General features: G+C 71.6%; 24 protein-coding genes. 16 read left to right on the top strand and 8 right to left on the bottom strand.

Annotation, left to right across the window (positions count from 1 at the left end; genetic code table 11):
• Positions 1 to 5: 5 nt before the first annotated feature.
• Entirely contained in the window at positions 6 to 617 is a 612-nt protein-coding gene (locus ACFWY5_RS05975; protein ID WP_379612928.1) for a hypothetical protein, read from the bottom strand.
• A gap of 220 nt (positions 618 to 837) precedes the next feature.
• Here ACFWY5_RS05975 and ACFWY5_RS05970 point away from each other — a divergent pair, with 220 nt between their 5' ends.
• The 3 genes from ACFWY5_RS05970 to ACFWY5_RS05960 all read left to right on the top strand — a co-directional run bounded on the left by ACFWY5_RS05970 (position 838) and on the right by ACFWY5_RS05960 (position 3,579).
• Complete coding sequence (locus tag ACFWY5_RS05970) at positions 838 to 1,653, top strand: glucose 1-dehydrogenase (RefSeq protein ID WP_379630666.1); 816 nt, start codon at positions 838 to 840, stop codon at positions 1,651 to 1,653.
• Positions 1,654 to 1,855: 202 nt separating this feature from the next.
• Entirely contained in the window at positions 1,856 to 2,776 is a 921-nt protein-coding gene (locus tag ACFWY5_RS05965; RefSeq protein ID WP_379630665.1) for an alpha/beta hydrolase, read from the top strand.
• An 8-nt stretch (positions 2,777 to 2,784) separates the two neighbouring features.
• Complete coding sequence (locus ACFWY5_RS05960; protein ID WP_379630664.1) at positions 2,785 to 3,579, top strand: alpha/beta fold hydrolase; 795 nt, start codon at positions 2,785 to 2,787, stop codon at positions 3,577 to 3,579.
• Here the strand turns inward: ACFWY5_RS05960 and ACFWY5_RS05955 are convergent.
• From ACFWY5_RS05955 to ACFWY5_RS05945, 3 genes are all read right to left on the bottom strand, one after another.
• Complete coding sequence (locus ACFWY5_RS05955; RefSeq protein ID WP_379630663.1) at positions 3,568 to 4,155, bottom strand: DUF4126 domain-containing protein; 588 nt, start codon at positions 4,153 to 4,155, stop codon at positions 3,568 to 3,570. The two genes, ACFWY5_RS05960 and ACFWY5_RS05955, sit on opposite strands and share 12 nt — an antisense overlap.
• Positions 4,156 to 4,224: 69 nt before the next feature.
• Complete coding sequence (locus ACFWY5_RS05950; RefSeq protein ID WP_379630819.1) at positions 4,225 to 4,632, bottom strand: SAM-dependent methyltransferase; 408 nt, start codon at positions 4,630 to 4,632, stop codon at positions 4,225 to 4,227.
• Between the two features lie 21 nt (positions 4,633 to 4,653).
• Positions 4,654 to 5,553, bottom strand: coding sequence for a phosphotransferase (locus ACFWY5_RS05945; protein WP_379612922.1), 900 nt, complete (start codon positions 5,551 to 5,553; stop codon positions 4,654 to 4,656).
• A gap of 142 nt (positions 5,554 to 5,695) precedes the next feature.
• On the opposite strand from ACFWY5_RS05945, the gene ACFWY5_RS05940 reads away from it, so the two are divergent.
• Positions 5,696 to 8,023 (top strand): FAD-dependent oxidoreductase, encoded by a 2,328-nt coding sequence (locus tag ACFWY5_RS05940; RefSeq protein WP_379612921.1) that lies wholly within the window; start codon positions 5,696 to 5,698, stop codon positions 8,021 to 8,023.
• Here the strand turns inward: ACFWY5_RS05940 and ACFWY5_RS05935 are convergent.
• The 4 genes from ACFWY5_RS05935 to ACFWY5_RS05920 all read right to left on the bottom strand — a co-directional run bounded on the left by ACFWY5_RS05935 (position 8,020) and on the right by ACFWY5_RS05920 (position 11,367).
• The gene (locus ACFWY5_RS05935; RefSeq protein WP_379612920.1) at positions 8,020 to 8,754 is read right to left on the bottom strand and encodes a GntR family transcriptional regulator; all 735 of its coding nucleotides are present in this window, start codon (positions 8,752 to 8,754) and stop codon (positions 8,020 to 8,022) included. The genes ACFWY5_RS05940 and ACFWY5_RS05935 overlap by 4 nt on opposite strands.
• Positions 8,755 to 8,758: 4 nt before the next feature.
• Entirely contained in the window at positions 8,759 to 9,871 is a 1,113-nt protein-coding gene (locus ACFWY5_RS05930; protein ID WP_379630662.1) for an NAD(P)H-dependent flavin oxidoreductase, read from the bottom strand.
• Between the two features lie 33 nt (positions 9,872 to 9,904).
• Positions 9,905 to 10,612, bottom strand: a complete 708-nt coding sequence (locus ACFWY5_RS05925; protein WP_379612918.1) for an MgtC/SapB family protein — start codon at positions 10,610 to 10,612, stop codon at positions 9,905 to 9,907.
• Positions 10,613 to 10,701: 89 nt separating this feature from the next.
• On the bottom strand, positions 10,702 to 11,367 hold the full coding sequence (locus tag ACFWY5_RS05920) for a DapH/DapD/GlmU-related protein (protein WP_379630661.1): 666 nt from the start codon (positions 11,365 to 11,367) through the stop codon (positions 10,702 to 10,704).
• Positions 11,368 to 11,477: 110 nt separating this feature from the next.
• Between ACFWY5_RS05920 and ACFWY5_RS05915 the strand changes: the two genes are divergently transcribed.
• The 12 genes from ACFWY5_RS05915 to der all read left to right on the top strand — a co-directional run bounded on the left by ACFWY5_RS05915 (position 11,478) and on the right by der (position 24,280).
• Entirely contained in the window at positions 11,478 to 13,139 is a 1,662-nt protein-coding gene (locus ACFWY5_RS05915) for a CTP synthase (RefSeq protein WP_379612916.1), read from the top strand.
• Positions 13,136 to 13,732: an NUDIX domain-containing protein gene (locus ACFWY5_RS05910; protein WP_379612915.1), complete on the top strand. Its 597-nt coding sequence runs from the start codon at positions 13,136 to 13,138 to the stop codon at positions 13,730 to 13,732. The genes ACFWY5_RS05915 and ACFWY5_RS05910 overlap by 4 nt, the downstream gene beginning before the upstream one ends.
• A gap of 6 nt (positions 13,733 to 13,738) precedes the next feature.
• The gene (locus ACFWY5_RS05905) at positions 13,739 to 14,644 is read left to right on the top strand and encodes a site-specific tyrosine recombinase XerD (RefSeq protein ID WP_379612914.1); all 906 of its coding nucleotides are present in this window, start codon (positions 13,739 to 13,741) and stop codon (positions 14,642 to 14,644) included.
• Positions 14,645 to 14,760: 116 nt separating this feature from the next.
• Positions 14,761 to 15,702: a ParA family protein gene (locus ACFWY5_RS05900; protein WP_379612913.1), complete on the top strand. Its 942-nt coding sequence runs from the start codon at positions 14,761 to 14,763 to the stop codon at positions 15,700 to 15,702.
• Entirely contained in the window at positions 15,699 to 16,517 is an 819-nt protein-coding gene (locus tag ACFWY5_RS05895; RefSeq protein ID WP_379612912.1) for a segregation and condensation protein A, read from the top strand. The genes ACFWY5_RS05900 and ACFWY5_RS05895 overlap by 4 nt, the downstream gene beginning before the upstream one ends.
• A gap of 478 nt (positions 16,518 to 16,995) precedes the next feature.
• Positions 16,996 to 17,535, top strand: coding sequence for an SMC-Scp complex subunit ScpB (gene scpB / locus ACFWY5_RS05890; RefSeq protein WP_379630818.1), 540 nt, complete (start codon positions 16,996 to 16,998; stop codon positions 17,533 to 17,535).
• Positions 17,532 to 19,283, top strand: a complete 1,752-nt coding sequence (locus ACFWY5_RS05885; RefSeq protein WP_379630660.1) for a pseudouridine synthase — start codon at positions 17,532 to 17,534, stop codon at positions 19,281 to 19,283. The genes scpB and ACFWY5_RS05885 overlap by 4 nt, the downstream gene beginning before the upstream one ends.
• 71 nt (positions 19,284 to 19,354) lie before the next feature.
• Positions 19,355 to 19,714, top strand: a complete 360-nt coding sequence (gene aroH / locus ACFWY5_RS05880) for a chorismate mutase (RefSeq protein WP_379612910.1) — start codon at positions 19,355 to 19,357, stop codon at positions 19,712 to 19,714.
• Entirely contained in the window at positions 19,711 to 20,787 is a 1,077-nt protein-coding gene (locus ACFWY5_RS05875) for a prephenate dehydrogenase (RefSeq protein ID WP_379612909.1), read from the top strand. The genes aroH and ACFWY5_RS05875 overlap by 4 nt, the downstream gene beginning before the upstream one ends.
• Positions 20,788 to 20,908: 121 nt before the next feature.
• Positions 20,909 to 22,051: an NAD(P)/FAD-dependent oxidoreductase gene (locus ACFWY5_RS05870; protein ID WP_379630659.1), complete on the top strand. Its 1,143-nt coding sequence runs from the start codon at positions 20,909 to 20,911 to the stop codon at positions 22,049 to 22,051.
• A gap of 100 nt (positions 22,052 to 22,151) precedes the next feature.
• Positions 22,152 to 22,835, top strand: a complete 684-nt coding sequence (cmk, locus tag ACFWY5_RS05865; protein ID WP_379630817.1) for a (d)CMP kinase — start codon at positions 22,152 to 22,154, stop codon at positions 22,833 to 22,835.
• A 38-nt stretch (positions 22,836 to 22,873) separates the two neighbouring features.
• On the top strand, positions 22,874 to 24,280 hold the full coding sequence (gene der, locus ACFWY5_RS05860; RefSeq protein WP_379612907.1) for a ribosome biogenesis GTPase Der: 1,407 nt from the start codon (positions 22,874 to 22,876) through the stop codon (positions 24,278 to 24,280).
• Positions 24,281 to 24,358: the final 78 nt, after the last annotated feature.

The following is a 24,358-nucleotide window of genomic DNA, read 5'->3' as shown; positions in this document are numbered from 1 at the left end:
TGATGTCAGGAGGGCTCTTGGCGGTTCTGGATGGTCTTGCGGTAGAGGTCGTCGATCTCGTCCAGCGGGTCGGTGAAGGGGGCCGGGCGGCGGGCCTCGATCTCCAGGTCGGTGCGGGAGGAGAGGTCGTCGATGCCGCCCGAGGCGTGTTGCACCTGCGTGCGCATGAGGTCGGCGCGGATGCGGGCGCACATGGCCGTGAGCTTGGCCTGGTGTTCGCGCAGGCGTTCGGCCGTGACGTGGTCGACGACCGAGGAGATGCGCAGCTGCTGGGCGTAGATGCCCAGTTGCTGGTCCTGGACCTCGGCCTGCTTGGCCAGCTCGGCCATCAGGTGGGGCAGGTCGCCCAGGCCCCAGCCCGACGCGTGCGCCTGGTCGATCGCCTGGCGGGTCAGCCCGACCTCGCGGCGCAGGTCGAGGCGGAGGCGCTCGATCTCGGCCGCCTCGCCGGTGCCCATCGCGTTGACGTGGGCGCTGAGCCGGGTCGTCGCCTTCTTGGCGGATTTGGCCGCCTTCTTGCCCAGCTTGACCATGAAAAAGATCGCCACCCCGCCGAGCACCAGGATCAGCAGGAAGACGACAAGCAGAATCGCGAAGATCGTTTCGATCGGAGGCACCTCCCGTGCACTGAGCATAGTCCGCCGAATCGGCCCGCATGAGGCTCAGCCAGATCGCGTTCCGCTGCGTTCTTATCGCTCTGACCAACGCCGGATGGGGCTCAGGTAGTTCCATCCCGAGCGGATTCGGCACAGGACAGCGAACCGAGCAAGCTCTTGATTGTGTCAGGGGCCTGTGGTTCAGTGCGTCCATTGTCCCGGGCCGCTTGAGGAGCCGCGCATGCTCGACGGGAAGGTCGTCGTCGTCACCGGGGGAGCGCGCGGCATGGGCGCCGCCACCGCCCGCCGTTGCGCCGCCGCGGGCGCTCGCGTGATCGTCACGGACGTCCTTGCCGAGGAGGGTACGGCTACCGCCAAGGAAATCGGCGGCCGCTTCCTGCCCCACGACGTCACCAGCGAGGCCGACTGGGCCCGCGTCATGGACGAGACCGGCCCCTTCCACGGCCTGGTGAACAACGCCGGAATCGTCTCCACCCAGCCGATCGAGCAGACGACGCTGGACGACTTCGAGCGGGTGCTGAACGTCAACCTGACCGGGGTCTTCCTCGGCCTGCGGGCCGCCGTCGGGCCCATGCGGGCGGCGGGCGGCGGCGCCATCGTCAACCTGTCGTCGGTGGCGGGACTGTTCGCGTTGCCCGGCACCTCCGGGTACGGCGCCTCCAAATGGGGCGTACGCGGGCTCACGAAGATCGCGGCGCTGGAGTTCTCGCCCCCCCGGATCCGGGTCAACTCCGTGCATCCCGGGATGATCGTCACGCCCATGACCGAGCAGTTCGGGGCCACGCCGGCGGAGGGCGCGTTCCCGCTGGCGGCCAGCGGGCGGTGGGGCACGCCCGAGGAGGTGGCCGAGGCCGTCGCGTTCCTGCTGTCGGACGCGGCCTCCTACATCACCGGCGCCGAACTCGCCGTGGACGGCGGCTGGACCGCCGGAGAAGTCGCCCTGATCGCCCGGTCGCCCATCCCCACGCCACCTGCGGCATCCACGACGTTCGCGACACCTCCAGAGCCGGGCCCCGCCGCGCCGCCGGGGGTCTGACGTGGGTGAAGGGCCGCGCGGGTGCCGGGTGCGGGGATCCGACGTGCCGAAAGACCCGCCTTCGCGACCTCCGGCACATGGAGCCGGTGACCCCGCCGCCGCTGTGGTGATCAGGCAGGGGGTCTGGCGTGGTGACAGATGCGGTGGTGGCCCCGGGGCGGCGGTCGCGGGGCTGGTGTGGTGAGGCTTGAGGAGGTACGGCGTGGCCGTTGACGAGAGCACGCGGGTGGTCATCGACGTGCTGACCGGCGTCTTTCCGAAGATCGGCACCGAGGTGTTCGACGCCGCCGAAGCCCGGCGCATCCTGGCCCGTGCGCCCGCCATGGCGGCGGAGCCGTACCCGGTCGGCGGGGTTGAGGATCGGATGGCGGGTGAGGTGCCCGTGCGGGTCTACCGGCCCGAGGGGGACGGGCCGCATCCCGTGGTCGTGTACTTCCACGGCGGCGGTTTCACGCTGTGCACGCTCGACACCCACGACGGCGTCTGCCGGACGCTCTGCGCGGGCGCGCGGGCGGTCGTGGTGTCGGTGGACTACCGGCTCGCGCCCGAGCATCCCTATCCGGCCGCCGTGGAGGACGCCTACGCGGCGACCGTCTGGGTGCATGAGCACGCGGCGGAGCTGGGCGGGGACGCGGCGCGGATCGCGGTGGCCGGTGACAGCGCGGGCGGGAACCTGGCCGCGGTCACCTGCCTCAAGGCGCGTGACTCGGGGCAGGGGCCGCCGATCCGGTTCCAGTTGCTCGTGTATCCGGTGACCGACTCGGCGATGGACACGCCGTCGCACGACGAGAACGGTGAGGGATATTTCCTGACCAATGCGCATATGCGGTGGTACTGGGACAACTACCAGCCGGACCTGGCCCGCCGGGCCGAGCCGTACTGCTCGCCCATCAGGGCCGACGCGCACGGGCTGCCGCCCGCGATGGTGATCACCGCCGAGCACGACCCGCTGCGCGACGAGGGCGAGGCCTACGCCGACAAGCTGCGCGCGGCCGGTGGCGAGGCGCGGACGTTGCGCTTCGAGGGCATGTTCCACGGCTTCTTCGGCATGGACGCCTTCCTGCCGGCCGCCAAGTCCGCCTCCGAGCACGCCTGCGCGGCGCTGCGCGAAGGCCTGAGGTAGGGAGGCGCATGCCGTACGCGCGGGTCGCCGAGGACGTCCGGCTCTTCTACACCGACGACGGCGCCGGAGAGGCGACGCCGTTGCTCCTGGTGCACGGCTGGGGCGCCGACTCGCACCAATGGTCCTGGCACCTCGACGCCCTGGCCGCCGGGCGCCGGGTGATCGCCGTTGACCTGCGCGGCCACGGCTACTCCTCCGTGCCCGCCGAGCACAACACGCCCCGCCGCATGGCCGAAGACCTCGCCGCGCTGCTGGCCGCGCTCGGCGTCGCGAAGGTCGTCGCGATCGGCCACTCGATGGGCGGCCAGATCGTCTCCATCCTCGCCGTCGAGCATCCCGGCCTGGTCGAGCGGCTGGTCGCGGTCGATCCGGGGTACGGCATCGCGCCCGAGGTGGCCGGGATGTTCCCCCGGACGATCGCCGCCCTGCGCTCGGAACACGCACACGAGGCGGCCGTCGAGATCGACCGCTGGTGCACGAACCGGCGTACCCCCGCGCTCATCCGCCGCTGGCACCGGCGCCGGCTGTACGGCATGCCGCCACACGTGCTGGCCCAGGCGTTCGAGGCGATGTTCGCGCTGGAGGACTCGATCGGCGTACGGCCCGCCTCCGACGCCTACCTGGCGCGAAGGGCCTGCCCGGTGCTGTCGCTGTGGTGCGACCCGAACCAGGCGGCCTGGGAGGAGGGGCTGCTCAAGCACCCGGACTCGAAGGTCGTCGTCTGGGAGGGCGCCGGCCACCGCCTGCACGAGGAGCGGCCTGACGACTTCGTCGCGCTCGTGCTCGGCTGGCTAGCCGGGTGAGCGGTCGCGGCGGCGGCGCCGTACCTTTCTGATCACCCACCACGCGAGCAGGGCCAGCCCGATGAGCAGGACGACCACCAGCAGCGGGATGAAGATCGCCACGAGGCTCACGCCGAGCGAGCCGGCGTCCTCGACGGTGCTCATCACGGGCGCGCCGACCCCGCCGGTGCCGACGTTGACGACCGGGCGGGCCGTGGCCTTCAGCGCGTGTACGGCCAGCGCCACCAGGATGCCGAGCACCCAGCTGAGCCACGGGTTCTCGGTGAGCCAGGTGGAGTTGTCGAGCTCGGCCGCGGCCGAGGTGGCGCTGAACACCACGCCGCCGGAGGCCGGCCGGACCGCCGTCTGGATCATGTCGTTGACGCTGTCCACGGCCGGGATCTTGTCGAGCACCACCTCGGCCAGCAGCAGCACGGCAAGCACCGCCAGCACGCCCCAGTTCGACAGCCACGCGTAGCCGTCGGGCAGCTTCACGCGGTCGGTGAAGTTGGCCAGCACCCCGACCACGAGCAGCGGGATGTAGGCGTTGAGCCCGGCGGCCGTCGACAGACCCAGGCCGGTGAGCGTGGCGAACATGACACCAACCTAGCCCGCCCGCCCGGCGTCAGGTCACCTCGGCGACACCTCCGTGTATCCGCAGGTCGATCAGGGGCTCCGCCTCCTGCGGCCGCGCCCGGACCACCTCGCCGTCGAGGGCGGGTACGGTCGCGGCCGGATCGCGCACGTCGCCCGCCACGACGTGGAAGGCGCCGCCCCGGTCGTAGGCGAGCACGACCGGGTCGTTGCCGACGCCGCCACCACCGCGTCCGGCCGCACCCGGCGGGCGACGGCGCCGACGTCGGGCGGGGTGGGGATGCCGGTGCCGAGGTCGACGATCTGGGCGACGTGGCGGGCGCAGTGGGTCACGGCGCGGCGCATGAACCTGCGGTTGGCCCAGGCCAGGTCCCTGCCTTCGGGGAAGACCCGCATGGCGTGCTCGGCGGCCCGGCGGTCGGCCTCGTAGTCGTCCTTGCCGCCGAGCACGTGGTCGCAGACCCGCGCGGGCGAGGGCAGAGCCGGCTCATCGCCGCATGGTCAGTCGGGGCGGGTGGCCTCGTCCAGGAGCGTGGGCAGGGCGGGGCCGGTGAACTCGGCCATCGCGCGCTCGTACTTCTCCATGCCCCACGACCAGAAGTCGAAGTCGATGGACTCGTTGGCGCCGTCCTGGATGGCGGCCCACAACGTCCAGCCGTACTTGGACATGAGGCCGAGCAGCCGCGCCCGTGCGATGCGGTTGCGCAGGCGGCGGCCGTAGTAGGCGGTGACGAGCTCCTCCAGCTGCTCCAGCGACAGGTCGGACTCGCTCCAGATGTTGCCCAGCTCGAAGCAGGCGTCGTTGTTGCCCGAGTACTCGTAGTCGATGAGCCACAGGCGCTCGCCGTCGTCGATGAAGTTGCCGGGCAGGAGATCGTTGTTGCAGGGGACGGTTCCCTCGTCACGGACCTTCAACGCTTCACGGATCTGCGCCACGTGAGGCTCGAAATCCCGATATTTCGCAGGGAGGCGGAAATTTCGGGATTGGACGATCTTCAGGTATCCCTTCTGGATCTCGAACATGTCGAAGTCCCGGGAGAAGCGCGGCCCGGTGTGCAGCCTCTGGCACGCCTCGGCCACTCGCGGCAGGTTCGCCGAGTCCCGCAGGTCCGCCTCGGTGAACGTCCGCCCCGGCAGGTACCCCACCACCAGCACCCCGAGCTCCCGCAGATAGGCGTGGACCGGCGCCCCGACCCCCGCCCGCTCGGCCGCGATCGAGTTGGCGTGCTCGGCGTCCCTGTCGATGCCCAGCAGCCCGCCCTCGCTGGCCGGCACCCTGACCACGTACGCCGCGCCCGGCACGCTCACCTTGTAGTTGCGGTTGGTGAGCCCCCCGGGAAGCTCTTCGACGGTACGCGGCAGGCCCGCCAGCAGGGGAATACGGTCGAGAACCTCGTCCATGGGCGCTCTCCTCGTCAAGATTGACCGGCGATGCTAGCACCGTGCCCCCACCTCCGATCGTGCCTCACGCACCCGCGACACGCGCTCGATCGACCAGGAAACGGTCTAGACCTTTTACGGCCAGCCGGTTAGCGTCGCGAGCATGAGCGACTCGGCCCGGATCGTGATCATCGGCGGTGGCGTCGGCGGCGCCAGCGTGGCCTACCACCTGACCGAACTCGGCGAACGCGACGTCCTGGTCCTCGACCGCGACGAACTGACCAGCGGCTCCACCTTCCACTCCGCCGGACTCGTCGGCCAGTTGCGCGCCGACCCCACCCTGACCCGCATGAACCAGTACTCGGTCGAGCTCTACCGCAAGCTCGACGTCTGGACCGAGTGCGGCGGCATCAAGCTCGCCTCCAGCCCCGAGCGTATGGAGGAGATCCGCCGCCAGATCGGCTGGGCCCGCACGTACGGCCTGCCGCTGGAGGAGATCTCGGTGGCCGAGGCGGCCGGGTTGTTCCCCCTCATGGACCCCGAGGGCGTGGTCGGCGCCGCGTACCTGCCGACCGACGGCCAGATCGACCCCTCCCAGCTCTGCTACGCGCTGGCCGGCCTGGCCCGCGAGGGCGGCGCCACGATCCGCACCCACACCCGGGTCCTCGGCATCGACGTCGAGCGGGGCCGGGTCCGCCGGGTCCGTACCGACCGGGGGGACGTCGACTGCGAGATCGTGGTGAACTGCGGCGGCATGTTCGCCCCGGAGATCGGCCGCATGGCCGGGGTACGCGTGCCGATCATCCCGATGTCGCACCAGTACGTGGTGACGGAAGGCTTCCACGAGCACACCGGCCTGCCCACGCTGCGCGACCCGGACCTGCTCGTCTACTACCGCCAGGACGTCCAGGGCCTGGTCATGGGCGGTTACGAGCGCACCTCGGCCCCCTGGCTGGACCCGGTCCCACCGGACTTCAACGGCCGCCTGCTGCCGGAGGACTGGGACCGATTCACCGAAATTTCCGACAATGCCGCCATTCGCGTCCCCGCCCTGGGCGACGTCGGCATCCGCAAGATGATCAACGGGCCGGAGGCGTTCACCCCGGACAACGAGTTCTGCCTGGGCGAGACCGAGGTCGGCGGCTTCTACGTGGCGGCCGGCTTCTGCGCGCACGGCATCGCCGGGGCGGGCGGCATCGGCATGGTCATGGCCGAGTGGATCGTCGAGGGCGAGCCGTCCATGGACCTGTGGCACATGGACATCCGCCGCTTCGGCCGCCAGTACCGCTCACCCTCCTACACGCGCAAACGCGTCGTGGAGAACTACGAGACCTACTACGACATCCGCTACCCCGGCCACGAGCGCGCCGCCGGCCGCCCGCTGCGCACCTCGCCGGCCTACGCCTGGCACGCCGCCCACGGCGCCGTCTTCGGCGAGAAGTCGGGGTGGGAGCGGGTCAACTACTACGCGCCGAACGCGGCGGAGCCGTACCGGAAGGAAGAGGAGCCGCGCGGGTGGGCGGCGCGTGGCTGGCATCCCGCGATCGGCGCCGAGCACCGCGCCACCCGCACCGGCGCGGGACTGTTCGACGAGAGCTCGTTCGCCAAGATCGAGGTGAGCGGCCCCGACGCGGCCGGGCTGCTGGAGTGGGTCTGCGCCAACCGCGTCGCCCGCGAGCCCGGCCAGGTCACCTACACGCAGGCGCTCAACCGGCGCGGCGGCATCGAGTGCGACTTCACCGTCACCCGGCGCGGCGAGGAGGACTTCCTCATCGTCACCGGCACCGCGTTCGGCTCCCACGACCTCGGCTGGCTGCGCAAGCAGGCCAGGCTGCGCGGCTCGGGGGCGCGGATCACCGACGTGACCGGGCAGTACGCCTGCTTCGCCCTGTGGGGTCCGAAGGCGCGCGACATCATGGCGACGCTCACCGCCGACCCGCTGGACGCGCCGTTCATGTCCGCGCGCGAGCTGACCGTGGGCGACGTGCCGGTGCTGGCGCTGCGGGTGACGTTCGTGGGCGAGTTCGGGTGGGAGCTCTACTGCTCCAGCGAGTACGGCAGGGCGCTCTGGGACACCCTGTGGGCCGCCGGCGAGCCGTACGGGCTGATGGCCTGCGGCTACAAGGCCATCGACAGCCTGCGCCTGGAGAAGGGCTACCGGGTCTGGGGCGCCGACCTCGGCCCGGAGACGACGCCGTACGAGGCGGGCCTGGGCTTCTGCGTCAAGATGGACAAGGAGTTCCTGGGCCGCGCGGCGCTCGACCCGTCGCCGCCGCGGCGGCTGCGCCGCATCACGCTGGACGACCCGCGGGCGGTCGTGCTCGGCAACGAGCCGGTGCGCGTCGAGGGCCGGGTGGAGGGGCGCGTCACCTCGGGCGGCTACGGCTACACGCTGGGCGCCTCGCTGGCCTACGCCTACCTGAACGCCGAGCCGGGCACCGCCGTGGAGGTCGAGCTGTTCGGCGAACGCGTCACCGGCACGGTCGGCTAGGTCCGCACCGTCAGGCGGACCCGGTCGGGACGGTAGAGATCGCGGGCGTGCTCCACCGGCACGCCCGCGACCGCGTAGGCGGTGCGCTCGATGCGCATGAGCGGCGTGCCCGGCGCCACGTCCAGCTCGGCGGCCTGCTCGGGGGTGGCCACCACCGGGTCCAGGTGCTCGACCGCGCGGCTGGGCGCCAGCCCGTAGCGGGCGGCCAGCAGGTCGTACAGGGAGCCGCCGAGGTCCTCCCGCAACAGGCCCGGCAGGAGCGCCGCGGGGAAGAACGACAACTCCAGCGCCACCGGCGAGCCGCCCGCCGAGCGCACCCGGGCGATCTCGTGCACCGGCGCCGCGGGCTCCAGCTCCAACGCCGCCGCGACCTCGGGCGGCGCCCGGCGCGTACGCGCCCGCAGCAGCCTGGCCTCGGCGGTCAGGTGGGCCCTGCGCATCCGCTCGGTGAACCCGGCCAGCCCCGTCAGGTCGCACTCGACCCGGGGCTCGGCCACGAACGCCCCGCCGCCGCGCCCCTGCGTACGGACCAGGACACCGCGCGCCTCCAGCGTCGCCAGCGCCTGCCGCAGCGTCATCCGCGACACGCCGAGCCGCGCCGCCAGGTCGCGCTCGCCCGGCAGCCGGTCGCCCGGCGCGATCTCGCCGCGCGCGATCGACTCCAGCAGCCAGCGCTCGATCTGGACGTGCGCGGGCACCCCGCCGCCCCTGGCCAGCTCGACGAACTCCACCGTTCTACTCTGACAGGCGCCGCAGCCGCTCCACCGCGTCGGCGAACTCGCTCACCATCGCGTAGACCACCTCGCGGGCCGGCCTGACCTGGTCGAGCTGGCCCACGACCTGGCCGACGAAGTAGTTGGCCAGCTCCACGGCGCCCGGCTCGCCGCGCTCGGCCGCCGCGCCGATGCGGGCCATCGCGCCCTCGGCCACCAGCATCTGCAACGGCATCCCCAGCGGACCCGGGCTCTCGGGTGCGGCGTCCCACTCCTCGGTCCACGCCGACTTCAGCTGCCTGGCCGGCTTGCCGGTGCGCGAGCGCGAACGGACGGTGTCGAGCGAGGAGGCGGCCAGCATCTTGCGCTTGACCGCCGGGGCCGTCTCGGCCTCCTCGGTGGTCAGCCAGACCGAGCCGCACCACACGCCCTGCGCGCCGAGCGCCATCGCCGCGGCCATCTGGCGCCCGCCGGCGATGCCGCCGGCCGCCAGCACGGGGATCTGGCCCACGGCGTCCACGACCTGCGGCACCAGCACCATCGTGGAGATCTCGCCGGTGTGCCCGCCGGCCTCGGTGCCCTGGGCGACGATGACGTCCGCGCCCGCCGCCACCTGCCTGCGCGCGTGCTCCACGGTGCCGACCAGGGCGGCCACCGGGATGCCGTGCTCGCGGGCCCTTGCCACCATCTCGGGCGGCGGCGGTCCCAGGGCGCTGGCGATGAGGCCGATCGGGTGCTTCAGCGCCACGTCGATCAGGCCGGTCGCGCCGGCCGCCGTCACCCTGCCCGCGAACTCGTCGGCCGAGCGGATCTCCCGGCCGGAGGCGGCGGCGACGCCGTACTTGCGGAAGAGGTGCGCGACGAAGTCGCGGTGCCGTTCGGGGATGAAGGCCGCGACGTCCACGCGCGGCCCCTCGATCTTCCCGGGAACGAGCACGTCCACCCCGTACGGCCGGCCGCCCACCCGCTCGTCGATCCAGGACAGTTCGGCGTCCAGCTCGGCGGGGGAGTAGGCGATGGCGCCCAGGACGCCGAACCCGCCCGCGTTGGTGACCGCGGCCACCACGTCCCTGCAATGGCTGAAGGCGAACAACGGGAACTCCACGCCGAGCCTGTCGGCCAGTTCGGTGCGCATGCCGCGACGCTAACCCCCAGAACCTTGTTCGGTCTAGGACTCGTCCTCGTCGTCGTCATCCTCGCCCTCGACCGTCCACGACACCGACGTCACCGAGGGCTCCAGGCTGAGCCGGCTCGTGGCCGACTCGAACAGGTTCTCGTCGCGGCGCAGGCTGTCCACGATCGCGATCACCTCCACCTGGCCGCGCCGGTCCGCCTCCTGCCCCTGCAGGCTGCGCAGCCGCAGCTCAGGCCGGGTCAGCGCGTTGACGACCAGCTTGCGCACGTGCGCCTGGTCGTCGTCCCAGCAGCGCACCTCGAACCGGTAGCGGGTACGGCGGGCCGCCCGCCGCCGGTCGAGGAAGCGGCCCAGCGGGCGCATGGCCGTGTTCGCGCCCACGATCAGGAAGGTCCCCGCCGTGGCCATCAGGTACATGCCCGCCCCCGCCAGCGAGCCGACCGCCGCCGCGCACCACAGGGTCGCCGCGGTGTTGAGGCCGCGGATGTTGAACCCCTCGCGCAGGATCACGCCCGCGCCGAGGAAGCCGATGCCCGAGACGATCTGCGCGGCCACACGGGTCGGGTCGGCGGTGGCACCCTGGAAGCCGTACGCGCTGAGCAGCACGAACAGGGCCGCGCCGACGGCGACGAGCAGGTTCGTGCGCAGGCCCGCCATCCGGGCCCGCCACTGCCGCTCGATGCCGATGACGGCGCCGAGCACCGCGGCCGCGACCAGGCGCAGCAGCAGATCGATCTCCACGCCCGGTATGTCCCCCGCCGGGACGGGCGCGAGGCGGCCTTTGCCGGGTTATGAACGGTCCATGGGTGCTTCGGGCGGCCCGTGGTGGTTCAGGCGGTCGCCTGGCGGTCCAGCGAGGTGATCGCGGAGGTGCCGGGGGAGTGCCAGCCCAGCGCCGGATCGTAGCGGCGCACCAGCTTGGCCGGGATGCCCGCCACCACGCTGTGGTCGGGGAACTCGCCCCGCACCACCGCGCCGCCCGCCACCACGCACTGCCGCCCCAGCCGGGTGCCCGGCAGGATGATCGCGCCGGCGCCCAGCCACGAGCCCGAGCCGATCGAGACCGGGCTGTTCCTCGGCCACTGCCGCCCGATGGGCACCTCGGGGTCGTCGTAGACGTGGTTCTGGTCGGTGATGTACACGTACGGGCCGGTGAACACGTGGTCGCCGATGTCGATCGACTGGTGCGCCACGACGTGGCTGCCGCGCCCGATCGAGCAGCTTCCGCCGATCCGCAGGATCGAGTCGGGGCCCAGGTCCACGCCTGGACCCATGCCGCACGACAGCGAGACCCGCTCCCCGATGAGCGTTCCCTCGCCGATCTCGATCCACTGCTCGCCGAAGATCGCCCCGGGCGGGAACGCGATCGACACCCCTTGGCCCAGATGGCGGAAGCGATAGCCTGCCGGACTGGACGGGCTGATCGCGCCGGCTCTGCGCAAAGCGGCGTAGGCGCGGTGAATCAGCGCGCCCGCCGCCCGCCGTACGTGTGACATAGGGCCCAAAGTTACCGCTTGGTCATGCCGTTCGGGCATGTCGGGGGCGTTCTTTGATATCCTGAGAGCCCGTGGACACATCGACCACACCTCGAGCCACGGGAGCCCCTTTGCGCAGCGCATCGCAAACCAAGCATCTGTTCGTCACCGGCGGTGTCGCCTCCAGTCTCGGCAAGGGGCTCACGGCTTCCAGCCTCGGCCGTCTGCTCAAGGCACGCGGGCTACGGGTCACGATGCAGAAGCTCGACCCCTACCTCAACGTCGACCCCGGCACGATGAACCCGTTCCAGCACGGCGAGGTCTTCGTCACCGACGACGGCGCGGAGACCGACCTCGACGTCGGGCACTACGAGCGTTTCCTCGACACCGACCTGCACGGCTCGGCCAACGTCACCACCGGCCAGGTCTACTCCAACGTCATCGCCAAGGAGCGGCGCGGGGAGTACCTCGGCGACACCGTCCAGGTCATCCCGCACATCACCAACGAGATCAAGGACCGCATCCGCGGCATGGCCGGTCCCGACGTGGACGTGGTCATCACCGAGGTCGGCGGCACCGTGGGCGACATCGAGTCGCTGCCGTTCCTGGAGGCCGTGCGCCAGATCCGCCACGAGGTGGGCCGTGACAACGTCTTCTTCCTGCACGTCTCGCTGCTGCCGTACATCGGTCCCTCCGGCGAGCTGAAGACCAAGCCCACCCAGCACTCCGTCGCGGCGCTGCGCAGCATCGGCATCCAGCCCGACGCGATCGTGCTGCGCTCCGACCGGCCCGTGCAGACCTCCATCAAGCGCAAGATCAGCCTGATGTGCGACGTCGACGAGGACGCCGTCGTCAGCGCGGTCGACGCCGCCTCCATCTACGACATCCCCAAGGTGCTCCACACCGAGGGCCTCGACGCCTACGTCGTGCGCCGGCTCGGCCTGCCGTTCCGCGACGTGGACTGGAAGGAGTGGGAGCAGTTGCTGCGGCGCGTGCACCGCCCGGCCAAGGAGGTCACGATCGCGCTGGTCGGCAAGTACATCGACCTGCCCGACGCCTACCTGTCGGTCACCGAGGCACTGCGCGCCGGCGGCTTCGCCAACGACGCCCGCGTCAACATCCGCTGGGTCAAGTCCGACGACTGCGAGACCGACGAGGGCGCCTCCCGCGAGCTCGACGGCGTCGACGGCGTGCTCATCCCGGGCGGCTTCGGCGTACGCGGCATCGAAGGCAAGATCGGCGCCATCAAGCACGCCCGCGAGAACAAGGTGCCGCTGCTCGGCATCTGCCTCGGCATGCAGGGCATGGTCATCGAGGCCGCGCGCAACCTGGCCGGGGTCGTCGACGCCAACTCCGCCGAGTTCGACCCCGACACCAAGCACCCCGTCATCTCCACCATGGCCGACCAGGAGGACGTCGTCGCCGGCGAGCGCGACATGGGCGGCACCATGCGCCTGGGCGCCTACACCGCCAAGCTCGGCGAAGGCAGCCTGGCCAGGCAGCTCTACGGCAAGGCCAAGGCCGACGAGCGCCACCGCCACCGCTACGAGGTCAACAACTCGTACCGCGAGCAGCTGGAGAAGGTCGGCCTGGTCTTCTCCGGCCTGTCGCCCGACGGCCGCCTGGTCGAGTACACCGAACTGCCCGCCGAGACCCACCCGTTCTTCATCGGCACCCAGGCGCACCCCGAGTTCAAGTCGCGCCCGACCCGGGCCAACCCGCTGTTCAAGGGCCTCATCGCCGCGGCCCTCGCCTTCGCCGACGGCCGCGTCTCCGCCAAGGTCGCCAAGTGAGGGACACCGCGCAGCAGTGGGACGTCGTCGCCTCCAAGAACCACTTCCAGGGCCGGGTGATCGGCCTGCGCACCGACTCCGTGCGCATGCCGGGTGACGACGTCGCCGACCGCGACTACGTCGTCCACCCCGGCTCGGTCGCCGTCCTCGCGCTCGACGAGGACAACCGGGTGCTGCTGCTGCGCCAGTACCGGCACCCGGTGCGCCACCTGTTGTGGGAGCTGCCCGCCGGCATCCGCGACGTCGAGGGCGAGCCGCTGGTCACCACCGCGGCGCGTGAGCTGGCCGAGGAGGCCGGGTACGCCGCCGACACCTGGTACACGCTGGTCGACCTGATGAGCTCGCCGGGCATGACCGACGAGCGCATCCGGGTGTTCCTGGCGCGGGGGCTGCGCCGTACCGAGATCGACTTCGAGCGCAAGCACGAAGAGACCGACATGCCGGTCGAATGGGTACCCCTCGCCGACGCCGTCGAGAAAGCGCTCATGGGAATGATCCACAATTCCCCGGCCGTGGCCGGTATCCTCGCCGCGTACGCGGCATCGGTCGAAGGGTTCGGGCTGTTGCGGCCCGCCGACGCACCTGAGGAGTGAGCTTTCGTGGAGGCGGTGCTCTCCAGCTACCTCGCCCATCTGGCGGTGGAGCGGGGTCTGGCTGTCAACACGCTCGCCTCCTACAAGCGTGACCTGCGCCGCTACGTCGACCATCTCCAGGCGCGCGGGCGCCTGGAGCTCGACCAGGTGGCCGAGGCCGACGTCCTGGCTTTTCTGTCCGCGCTGCGCGAGGGCGACGGCGAGCACCCCGCCCTCGTGGCCAGCTCGGCCGCGCGGGCGGTCTCGGCGGTACGCGGCCTGCACCGCTTCGCCCTGCGCGAGGGCGTCACCGGCCACGACCCCGCCCACCAGGTGCGCCCGCCCCGCCAGCTGCGCCGCCTGCCGAAGCCGATCACCGTCGACGAGGTCGAGCTCCTCATCGCCGCCTCCGGCCCCGAGAGCGCGCCGCTGACCCTCCGCAACCGCGCCCTCCTGGAGGTCCTGTACGGCACCGGCGCCCGCATCTCAGAAGCCGTCGGCCTGGCCGTCGACGACCTCGAAGCCGAGCAGGTACGGCTGCGCGGCAAGGGCGGCCGCACGCGCGTCGTCCCGCTGGGCCGCTATGCCCGCGAAGCCCTCGACGCCTACCTCGTCCGGGCCCGCCCCGGTCTGGTGGCCCATGGGCGGGGCACGCCCGCGTTGTTCCTGAACGCCCGGGGCGGCCGGCTGACCCGGCAGGGCGCCTGGGAGGTCCTCCAGGCCGCCGCGGAACGAGCCGGACTTGCCGGGATTTCCCCCCACGTGTTGCGCCATTCCTTCGCAACCCACCTCATCGACGGCGGCGCCGACGTTAGGGTGGTCCAGGAGCTACTCGGTCACGCCTCGGTGACCACCACCCAGGTCTACACGCTGGTGACGGTCGACAGGCTCCGCGAGGTCTACGCCGCGGCGCATCCGCGTGCCCGGCAGTGATCTATAGTCTTTGCGACGTGCGGCGAGTACGGCGTGCCGCCTTGCCGCGTTAAGTGCTGACGCCATAGTGTCCGTCCGGACGGTCCGGTTCGGGATCGTCAGGGAGGTTCGAGCTGGTGACTGTGACGACCAACGGATCGACCCAGGGGAACCCCGAAAACCCCTGGGGTGACACGAAGACGGCCACGCCCACCGCCGGCGTGAACCTGGGCCCCACCCGAAGGCCGCGTCCAGTGTTCCCGGAACCAGCCCGGCGCGAGATCCACGGGCCCGCCCGCGTGGTCGCGATGGTCAACCAGAAGGGTGGCGTCGGCAAGACGACCACCACCATCAACCTGGGCGCCGCGCTCGTCGAATACGGGCTGAAGGTCCTGCTCGTCGACTTCGACCCGCAGGGCGCGCTCTCCGTCGGCCTCGGCATCAACCCCCATCAGCTCGACCTCACCGTCTACAACCTGCTGATGGACCGCAACGTCTCCGCCGAGGACGTGCTGCTGGAGACCGGCGTCGACGACCTCGACCTGCTGCCCAGCAACATCGACCTGTCCGCGGCCGAAGTCCAGCTCGTCACCGAGGTGGCCCGCGAGCAGGTGCTCGGCCGCGTGCTCAAGCCGCTGCTGCCGCACTACGACGTCTGCCTCATCGACTGCCAGCCGTCCCTGGGCCTGCTCACCGTCAACGCGCTGACCTGCGCCCACGGCGTCATGGTGCCGCTGGAGTGCGAGTTCTTCGCGCTGCGCGGCGTCGCCCTGCTCATGGACACCATCGCCAAGGTGCAGGAACGCCTCAACGACGAGCTGGAGATCGAAGGCCTGCTCGCCACCATGTACGACGCGCGTACCCTGCACGGCCGCGAGGTCCTCGCCCGGGTCGTCGAGGCCTTCGGCGACAAGGTGTTCCACACCGTGATCAACCGCACCGTCCGCTTCCCCGACGCCACCGTCGCCGGGGAGCCCATCACCACCTTCGACCCGTCCTCGCTCGGTGCCAACGCCTACCGGGAGCTCGCCCGCGAAGTGCTGTCGCGCTGGCCCGCTCCTGCGACAATGGCCAGGTGACATCGACCTCGACCGAGCAAGGCGGCTTCCAGGTCCACCTGGACGTCTTCGAGGGCCCCTTCGACCTGCTGCTCGGCCTGATCTCCAAGCACAAGCTGGACATCACCGAGGTCTCCCTGTCGAAGGTCACCGACGAGTTCATCGCCTACATCAAGTCGCGCGGGCCCGAATGGGACCTCGACCAGACCAGCCACTTCCTCCTCGTGGCGGCGACCCTGCTCGACCTCAAGGCGGCCAGGCTGCTGCCGTCCGGCGAGGTGGAGGACGAAGAGGACCTCGCGCTCCTGGAAGCGCGTGACCTGCTGTTCGCCCGGCTGCTGCAGTACAAGGCGTACAAACAGGTGGCGAAGATCTTCGCCGGCAGGATGGCGGAGGAGGCGTTGCGCTTCCCGCGCATCGTGCCCATGGAGCGGGAGTTCGCCGACCTGCTGCCCGAGCTGATCCTGGGGATCGGGCCCGACCAGCTCGCCAGGATCGCGGCCAAGGCCTTCACCCCGAAGCTGCCGCCGACGGTGAGTGTCGGTCACATCTACCAACCGCTCGCCAGCGTCCGCGAGCAGGCGGCTATCCTGGTGCTTCGCCTGCGGCGGATGCGCAAGGCCACGTTCCGCGCCCTGGTCGCCGACTGCGAGGGCACGTTCGAGGTGATCGCCCGGTTCCTGGCGGTGCTGGAGTTGTTCAGGGAGTCGGCCGTGACGTTCGACCAGGTCGAACCGCTCGGCGACCTCCACGTCACCTGGACCGGAACCGACGACGGCGACATCTCGGTCGGCGACGACTACGAAGAACCCGCGGAGAAGAAGACCGATGCCTGAGCACGACACCCCGCCCGCCCCCCGCCGCTCCGCGGACCCGGACCTGCCCGCCTGGATGACGCTCCCCGGCGCCCTGTCCACCACCCCGCCCACCCCGGCACCCCGCCTGCCCGCCGACTCCGAGGACGACCGCCTCGCGACGGACCTCCCCACCGAAACGCCCACCGCCGACGACGACCCGGCCCCCGTGTCTCCGGAAGACACCGCGGACCCGGCTGACGAGGCTCCGGTCCCGTCGGACTCCGTTGGTGTGGCGCCCGCCACCTCGGGCCGGGCCTCGGATCCGGAGGTTCCTGTCTCGTCGGTGTCGGACTCCGTTGGTGCCGCCTCGGATGCGGAGACCGCGGCACCTTCTGGCCGGGTTGATGAGGCTCCGGTCCAGTCGGTTGAGGTGGCTTCGGGTGTGTCGGACTCGGAGTGCTCGGTCGCTGTTGGGTCGTCTTCCGGGGACGTTCCGGAAACGGGTGGCGAGGCGGGGCTGGGGTTGAAGGCTTCGCTGGAGGCGATTCTGCTGGTGGTGGATGAGCCGGTGGCCGAGGTGACGCTGGCTCAGGTGCTGGAGAGGCCGACGCAGGAGGTCGGACGGGCGCTTTCGGAACTGGCGGCGGAATACACGGCCGATCGGCGGGGTTTTGATCTGAGAGAGGTGGCGGGCGGCTGGCGTTTCTACACGCGGGCCGAGTGCGCGCCTCTGGTCGAGCGCTTCGTGCGCGACGGGCAGCAGACGCGGCTCACGCAAGCTGCTCTGGAGACTCTCGCGGTCGTGGCTTACCGGCAACCGGTGAGCCGTGCCCGCGTGGCCGCGGTACGCGGTGTGAACAGCGACGGCGTCATGCGTACGCTCGTCGCCAGGGGGCTGGTCGAAGAGGCCGGCACCGACCCGGAGAGCCAGGCAGTGCTCTACCGGACAAGCTCATACTTCCTGGAGCGTCTGGGACTGAAGGACATCGGCGAGCTACCTGAGCTTGCGCCGCTCCTCCCGGACGACGTGGAGAACCTCGAGGAGACAACGAAGTGATCAACAGGCGAAGCACCCCGTCCGGTGATGGACGCGGTCGAGGACGTTCGGGCGGCCACGCGGGCCGCGGCGGGCGTCCCGCCTTCCGCTCCGACGACCGACGCGGCGGCGGGGACCGAGACTCCCTGCGCGCCGACCGGGGCGGCTCCCGGACCCGCCCCACCAAGCCCACCGACCGCCGCGACGACCGCCGAGACGACCGTGGTGGCTACCAGGGCCGTGACGACCGTGACCGTGGCGGTTACCAGGGTCGCAGCGACGACCGTGGTGGCTACCAGCGGCGCGATGACCGTGACCGTGGCGGTTACCAGGGCCGTAGCGATGACCGTGGTGGCCAGGGTCAGCGCCGTGACGACCGTGGTGGCTACCAGCGCCGTGACGACCGCGACCGTGGCGGTTACCAGGGTCGCAGCGACGACCGTGGTGGCTACCAGCGCCGCGATGACCGTGACCGCGGCGGCTACCAGCGGCGCGATGACCGTGACCGCGGTGGGTTCCAGCGGCGTGACGACCGTGACCGCGGTGGGTTCCAGCGTCGCGACGACCGAGGCGGCTATCAGAGCCGTGACGACCGTGGTGGGTATCAGCGGCGCGATGATCGTGACCGTGGCGGCTATCAGGGTCGTAGTGATGACCGTGGTGGGTATCAGCGGCGCGATGACCGTGACCGCGGTGGGTTCCAGCGGCGTGATGACCGTGACCGTGGCGGCTACCAGCCCCGCGACGAGCGGGCGGAGCGGCCGGAGCGTTCCGGGGGCGACGGGTTCCGGGCCGCTCGGGGTGGGCGGCGTGACTCCGCCCCCGGCCCCACCAGGGCACGGTACGGCAAGCGCGACGACGTCCAGACGATCGGCGGCAGCCGTACCGGAGGCAAGGCTCCCAGCGGCAGAGGGTCGCGGCGTGACGAGCGGCCGGGCAGGGGCGACAGGCCGGCGGACCGGTTCAAGACCGCCCGCCAGCCCATTCGCGACACCGCGTTCTTCGAGCCCGGCTACACCGACGAGCGGGACACCACCGAGGTCCCCGGCGGCGTCAGGCTGCAGAAGGTGCTCGCCCAGGCGGGCGTGGCCAGCCGGCGTGCCTGCGAGGAGATGATCGGCGCCGGTCGCGTGACCGTCAACGGCCAGATCGTCCGCCGCTTCGGCGCGAAGGTGGACCCGGCGGCGCAGGTCATCCATGTGGACGGCAAGCGCATCCCCACCGCCCCCGACCTCGTCTACTACGCGCTGAACAAGCCGATCGGCGTCGTGTCCACGATGGAGGACCCGCAGGGACGTCCGTGCCTGGCCGACTACGTGCAGGAGCTGGCGCCGCGGCTGTTCCACGTGGGCCGGCTGGACACCGAGACCGAGGGCCTGCTGCTGCTCACCAACGACGGCGAGCTGGCCAACCGGCTGACGCACCCGAGCTACGGGGTGCAGAAGAAGTACTGGGCGAAGGTGCCGGGGCCGATCCCGCGCGACCTGGGCCGCAGGCTGCGTGAGGGCATCGAGCTGGAGGACGGCCTCGCCCGCGCCGACTCGTTCTCGATCGTGCAGGAGCACGGCCAGCAGGCGCTGGTCGAGGTGGTGCTGCACGAGGGCCGCAAGCACATCGTGCGCCGCATGCTGGAGGAGTCGGGTCACCGCGTGATCGACCTGGCGCGGATCGAGTTCGGGCCGGTCAAGCTGGGCCGGACGAAGGCGGGCACGCTCAGGGCGCTGTCGCTGGCGGAAGTCGGCGAGCTGTACGCCGCCGTCAAGATGTAACCTGGCAGCCCATACCAAGGAGCCCGTACCGCCGCGTACGGGCTCCATGCCTTATGAAGGGGACGAGCACCATGGTCCGGGCGATTCGCGGGGCGATCCAGGTCGGCGCCAACACCCGCGACGCGATCATCGAGGCGACGACGGAGCTGGTGAGCACGCTCATGGAGCGCAACCGGCTGTCGACCGACGACGTGATCAGCGTGTTGTTCACCGCGACGCCCGACCTGACGGCGGAGTTCCCCGCTCTGGCCGCGCGCAAGCTGGGCTTCCACGACGTGCCGCTCATCTGCTGCACGGAGATCGACGTGCCGGGCGCGCTGCCGCGCGTGGTACGGCTGATGGCGCACGTGGAGACCGACCGGCCACGCGGCGAGATCAGCCACGTCTACCTGCGCGGCGCCGTCGCGTTGCGTGAGGACATCGCCCAATGAAGCTCGAGACCGTCCTCATCCTCGGCACCGGCCTGGTCGGCACCTCGATCGGGCTGGCGCTGCGCCAGCGCGGCGTGAGCGTCCTGCTGGCCGACCGCGATCTCGGCGCGGTACGCCTGGCCAGGGAGATGGGCGCCGGCCAGGAATGGCATTCCGGCGAGCAGGCCGACCTGGCGATCGTCGCGGTCCCCCCGGACCACGTGGCGACCGAGCTGCGCGGCCTGCAGCGGCGCGACGCCGCCCGCTTCTACACCGACGTGTCGAGCGTGAAGGCCATGCCGATCGCCAGGGCCGTCGAGCTGGGCTGCGACATGGGCCTCTACGTGGCCTCGCACCCGATGGCCGGCCGCGAGAAGGCGGGGCCGGGCGCGGCCAGGGCGGATCTGTTCCTGGGGCGGCCGTGGGCGCTGTGCCCGACGGAGGCGGCGCGGCCCGAGGCGAAGCGGGCGGTGCTGGAGCTGATCGAGCTGTGCGGCGCCAACCCGGTCGAGGTGAGCGCCGAGGAGCACGATCGCGCGGTCGCGCTGGTCTCGCACGCGCCGCACGTGGCCGCCTCCGCGGTGGCGGCCCGGCTGTCGGAGGCCTCCGACGTGGCGCTGGGCCTGGCCGGTCAGGGCGTACGGGACGTGACCAGGATCGCCGGCAGCGACCCCGGCCTGTGGCTGGGCATCCTGTCGGGCAACGCCGCGCCCGTCGCCGAGGTGCTGGAGGCGGTCTCGCGTGACCTGACCGAGGCCGCGGCGGCGCTGCGCGCGCTGGCCGGAGGCGACCAGAGCGCGGGCCCCGACGTCACGCAACTGCTCAAGCGCGGCGTCGCCGGGCACGGGCGCATCCCGGGCAAGCACGGCGGCCCGGCCGCCGCCTACGGCATCGTCCAGGTGGTCATCGGTGACCGGCCGGGGCAGCTGGCCCGGTTGTTCCAGGTGTGTGATGAGGTCGGGGTCAACGTCGAGGACGTCCGGCTGGAGCACGCTCCCGGCCTGCCCCTGGGCCTGGCGGAGGTGTCGGTGCAGCCGGACGCGGTGGCCGTCCTGCAGGAGGCTCTGCACGAGCGTGGCTGGCAGGTGCCGTAGCGCCCGCGCGGGTGCCTTACGCCCGCGCGGGTTACGTCCGCTCAAGTGCCTCTTACGCCCGCGCAGGTGCCTCGGCGCCGGCGGATGTCACGTTCTGAGGCGGTGGATCCGTCTTCCCGGCATGACACACATCATGGTTCTGGGAGCCGGATACACCGGGATGATGGCGGCGATCCGGGTCGCGGTGAAGACCCGCCGCCACGGCGTCAGGGTGACGCTGGTCAACGCCTCGCCGCGCTTCACCGAGCGGCTGCGCATGCACCAGACGGCCGCGGGCCAGCGGCTGACCGGCCACGACATCGACAAGGTGATCGCCGGGACGGGCATCACCTTCCTGCGTGACCGGGTCACCGGGCTCGATCCGGGACGGCACGAGGTCACGCTCCAGAGCGGCCGCGTCGCCCGGTACGACACGCTCGTCTACGCGCTCGGCACCGTCACCGACCGCTCCACCCCCGGCGTGCGCGAGCACGCCCACGTCTTCGACGACCACGACGGCGCGGTACGGCTGGCCGACGCGCTGAAACGCCTCACCGAGGGCACGGTCGTGGTCGCCGGCGGCGGCCTGACCGGCGTCGAGTCGGCCACCGAGATCGCCGAAGCCCACCCCCACCTGCGCGTGGTCCTGCTCAGCCGGGGCGCCCCGGCCTCGATGATGGGCGACCGGGCCCGCGCCTACGTACGGCGGGCGATGGACCGCCTCGGCATCGAGGTGCGCGCGGGCGTCGAGGTGGAGAAGGTGCTGCCCGACGCGGTGGAGCTGGCCGGGGGCGAGCTCGTCCCTTCCTCGGCCACGCTGTGGACCGCGGGCACCACCGGGCTGCCGCCGGCACGGGAGTCGGGGCTGGCCGTCGACGGCCGCGGGCGCGTGGTCGTCGACGCGACGCTGCGCTCGGTCTCGCATCCGGACGTGTACGCGGTCGGGGACGCGGCGGCCGTCAGCCAGCCGTACGGGGTCATCCACGGCACCTGCCAGAGCGGCATCCCCACGGCTCTGCACGCGGCCGACGTGATCGCCGCGAGGCTGCGGGGCCGGCGGGCCAGGCCGTTCCGGTTCGGGTACTTCCACCAGCCGCTCAGCCTGGGGCGGGCCGACGGGGTCATCCAGTTCACGCGGGGCGACGACAGCCCGCGGCGGGCGTACCTGACCGGGCGCTTGGCCGTGCTCTACAAGGAGGCGGTCAGCAGCAGCCCGTTGCCGGGTTTCGCGCTGCTGAAGCGGGGCCTGGTGCCCGCCCGCGCGTTCCGTCTGAGCAGCGGTTGAGAAGCGAAGCTGGATCGGCGAGTGACGCGGAGGCGGTAGCCTCTTCAGGTTGAGGTAAAGCCGTGAAGAGGGAGAGACCGTGGCCGGTCTGGTCGTCGCCATGGACGGCCCTTCGGGGTCGGGCAAGTCGAGCGTGTCGCGCGGGGTGGCCCGTGCGCTGCGTCTGCGCTACCTGGACACCGGGGCGATGTACCGGGCGATGACCTGGTGGATGCTCGAACAGGGCGTCGACGTGGCCGATCCGGCCGCCGTCGCGGCGCGCTGCGGCGAGCCCGAGATCGTCAGCGGCACCGACCCGGACGGCCCGACCATCCACGTGGGCGCCACCGACGTCGCGGGGCCGATCCGCACCGGCGAGGTCACCGGCTCCGTCTCGGCGGTGGCCGCGGTGCCCGAGGTGCGGACCCGTCTGGTCGCCCTGCAGCGGGAGATCATCGGTGCCGGCGGCATCGTGGTCGAGGGCCGCGACATCGGCACGGTCGTCTGGCCGGAGGCGGCCGTCAAGATCTACCTCACCGCCAGCGCGGAGGCGCGCGCCCTGCGGCGCACCGCGGAGCTGTCGGGCACCACGGTGGAGGCGCAGCAGGCCGCCATGGCCAGGCGTGACACCCTGGACTCGACACGCAAGGCAGATCCACTGTCGATGGCGGATGGCGCCATCGAGCTCGACACCACGCCGCTGACCCTGCAAGAGGTCATCGACGCGGTGCTGAGTGTGGTCGCGCGGCACGAGGGCCCGGGCGGGCTCCGGAGCGAGCGCGACTGGGTAAACGAGCGCGCCTGACCTTCAGGTGCGGTACTCACGCGAAGGACGAGAACATCGTGAACACGGGGGACTGGGTCGAGGCTGAGTTCGACGACCTGCAGATCAGTGACCATGACGACGACAGCGGGCCGCTGCCCGTCGTGGCCATCGTCGGACGCCCGAACGTCGGCAAGTCCACGCTGGTCAACCGCATCATCGGCCGCCGCGAGGCGGTCGTGGAAGACGTGCCGGGCGTCACCCGCGACCGCGTCGCCTACGACGCCAACTGGCGCGGGCGCCGCTTCACCGTGGTGGACACCGGCGGCTGGGACCCCGACGCCACCGGCATGAACCTGCGCATCGCCGAGCAGGCCCAGGTGGCCGTCCAGCTCGCCGACGTGATCCTGTTCGTGGTCGACGCCACCGTGGGCGCCACCGACGCCGACGAGATCGTCGGCAACGTGCTGCGCCAGTCCGGCAAGCCGGTCATCCTGGCCGCCAACAAGGTCGACAACCAGCAGCTCGAGCTGGAGGCCTCCGGGTTGTGGGCGCTGGGGCTGGGCGAGCCGTACCCCGTCTCGGCCCTGCACGGGCGCTCCAGCGGCGACCTCCTCGACATCGTGCTGGACGCGCTGCCGGAGACGCCCGAGCTGAAGTTCGGCGAGCAGGGCGGCCCGCACCGGGTGGCGCTGCTCGGCAAGCCCAACGTCGGCAAGTCCTCCCTGCTCAACAAGCTCGCGGGGGAGGATCGGGTGCTGGTCGACCCGATGGCGGGCACCACCCGTGACCCGGTCGACGAGCTGATCGAGCTCGGCGGCAAGCCGTGGCGCTTCGTCGACACCGCCGGCATCCGCCGCCGCGACCGCGAGCTGCAGGGCGCCGACTTCTACGCCGCCATGCGCACCCGCGCCGCGCTGGAGAAGGCCGAGGTGGCGGTCGTGCTCATCGACGCCTCCGAGCCGCTCACCGAGCAGGACCTGCGCATCATCGGGCTGGTCATCGAGTCCGGCCGGGCCATGGTCGTGGCCTTCAACAAGTGGGACCTGGTCGACGAGGACCGGCGCTACTACCTGGAGAAGGAGATCGACCGGCAGCTCGTGCGGACCCCGTGGGCGCTGCGCGTCAACATCTCCGCCAAGACCGGCCGGCACGTCGACCGGCTCGTCCCGGCGCTGGAGAAGGCGCTCGACTCCTGGTCCACCCGGGTGCCGACGTCGCGGCTCAACGCCTTCCTCACCGAGCTGGTCCAGGCGACGCCCCCGCCCGTGCGCGGCGGCAAGCAGCCCAAGATCCTGTTCGCGACGCAGGCGTCCACCGAGCCGCCGAAGTTCGTGCTGTTCACCTCGGGCTGGCTGGAGGACACCTACCGGCGCTTCATCGAACGCCGGCTGCGCGAGGAGTTCGGCTTCGCCGGTTCGCCTCTTGAGGTGACGATGAAGATCCGCGAGAAGCGCAAGAGCGGCGGGGCCCCGGCCAAGAAATGATAAGTTGACCGGCAACGCGTAGACGGAGATGAGTAGTCCGGGGACCACGCGGGTCCAGAGAGCCGCCGGCAGCTGAGA

Origin of the sequence: Nonomuraea sp. NPDC059007 (assembly GCF_042740555.1) — a bacterium.
In the GTDB taxonomy this organism is placed as follows: Bacteria; Actinomycetota; Actinomycetes; order Streptosporangiales; family Streptosporangiaceae; genus Nonomuraea.
Note: the sequence above shows the minus strand (reverse complement) of the source record. Positions and strands in the feature narration are given on the sequence as shown.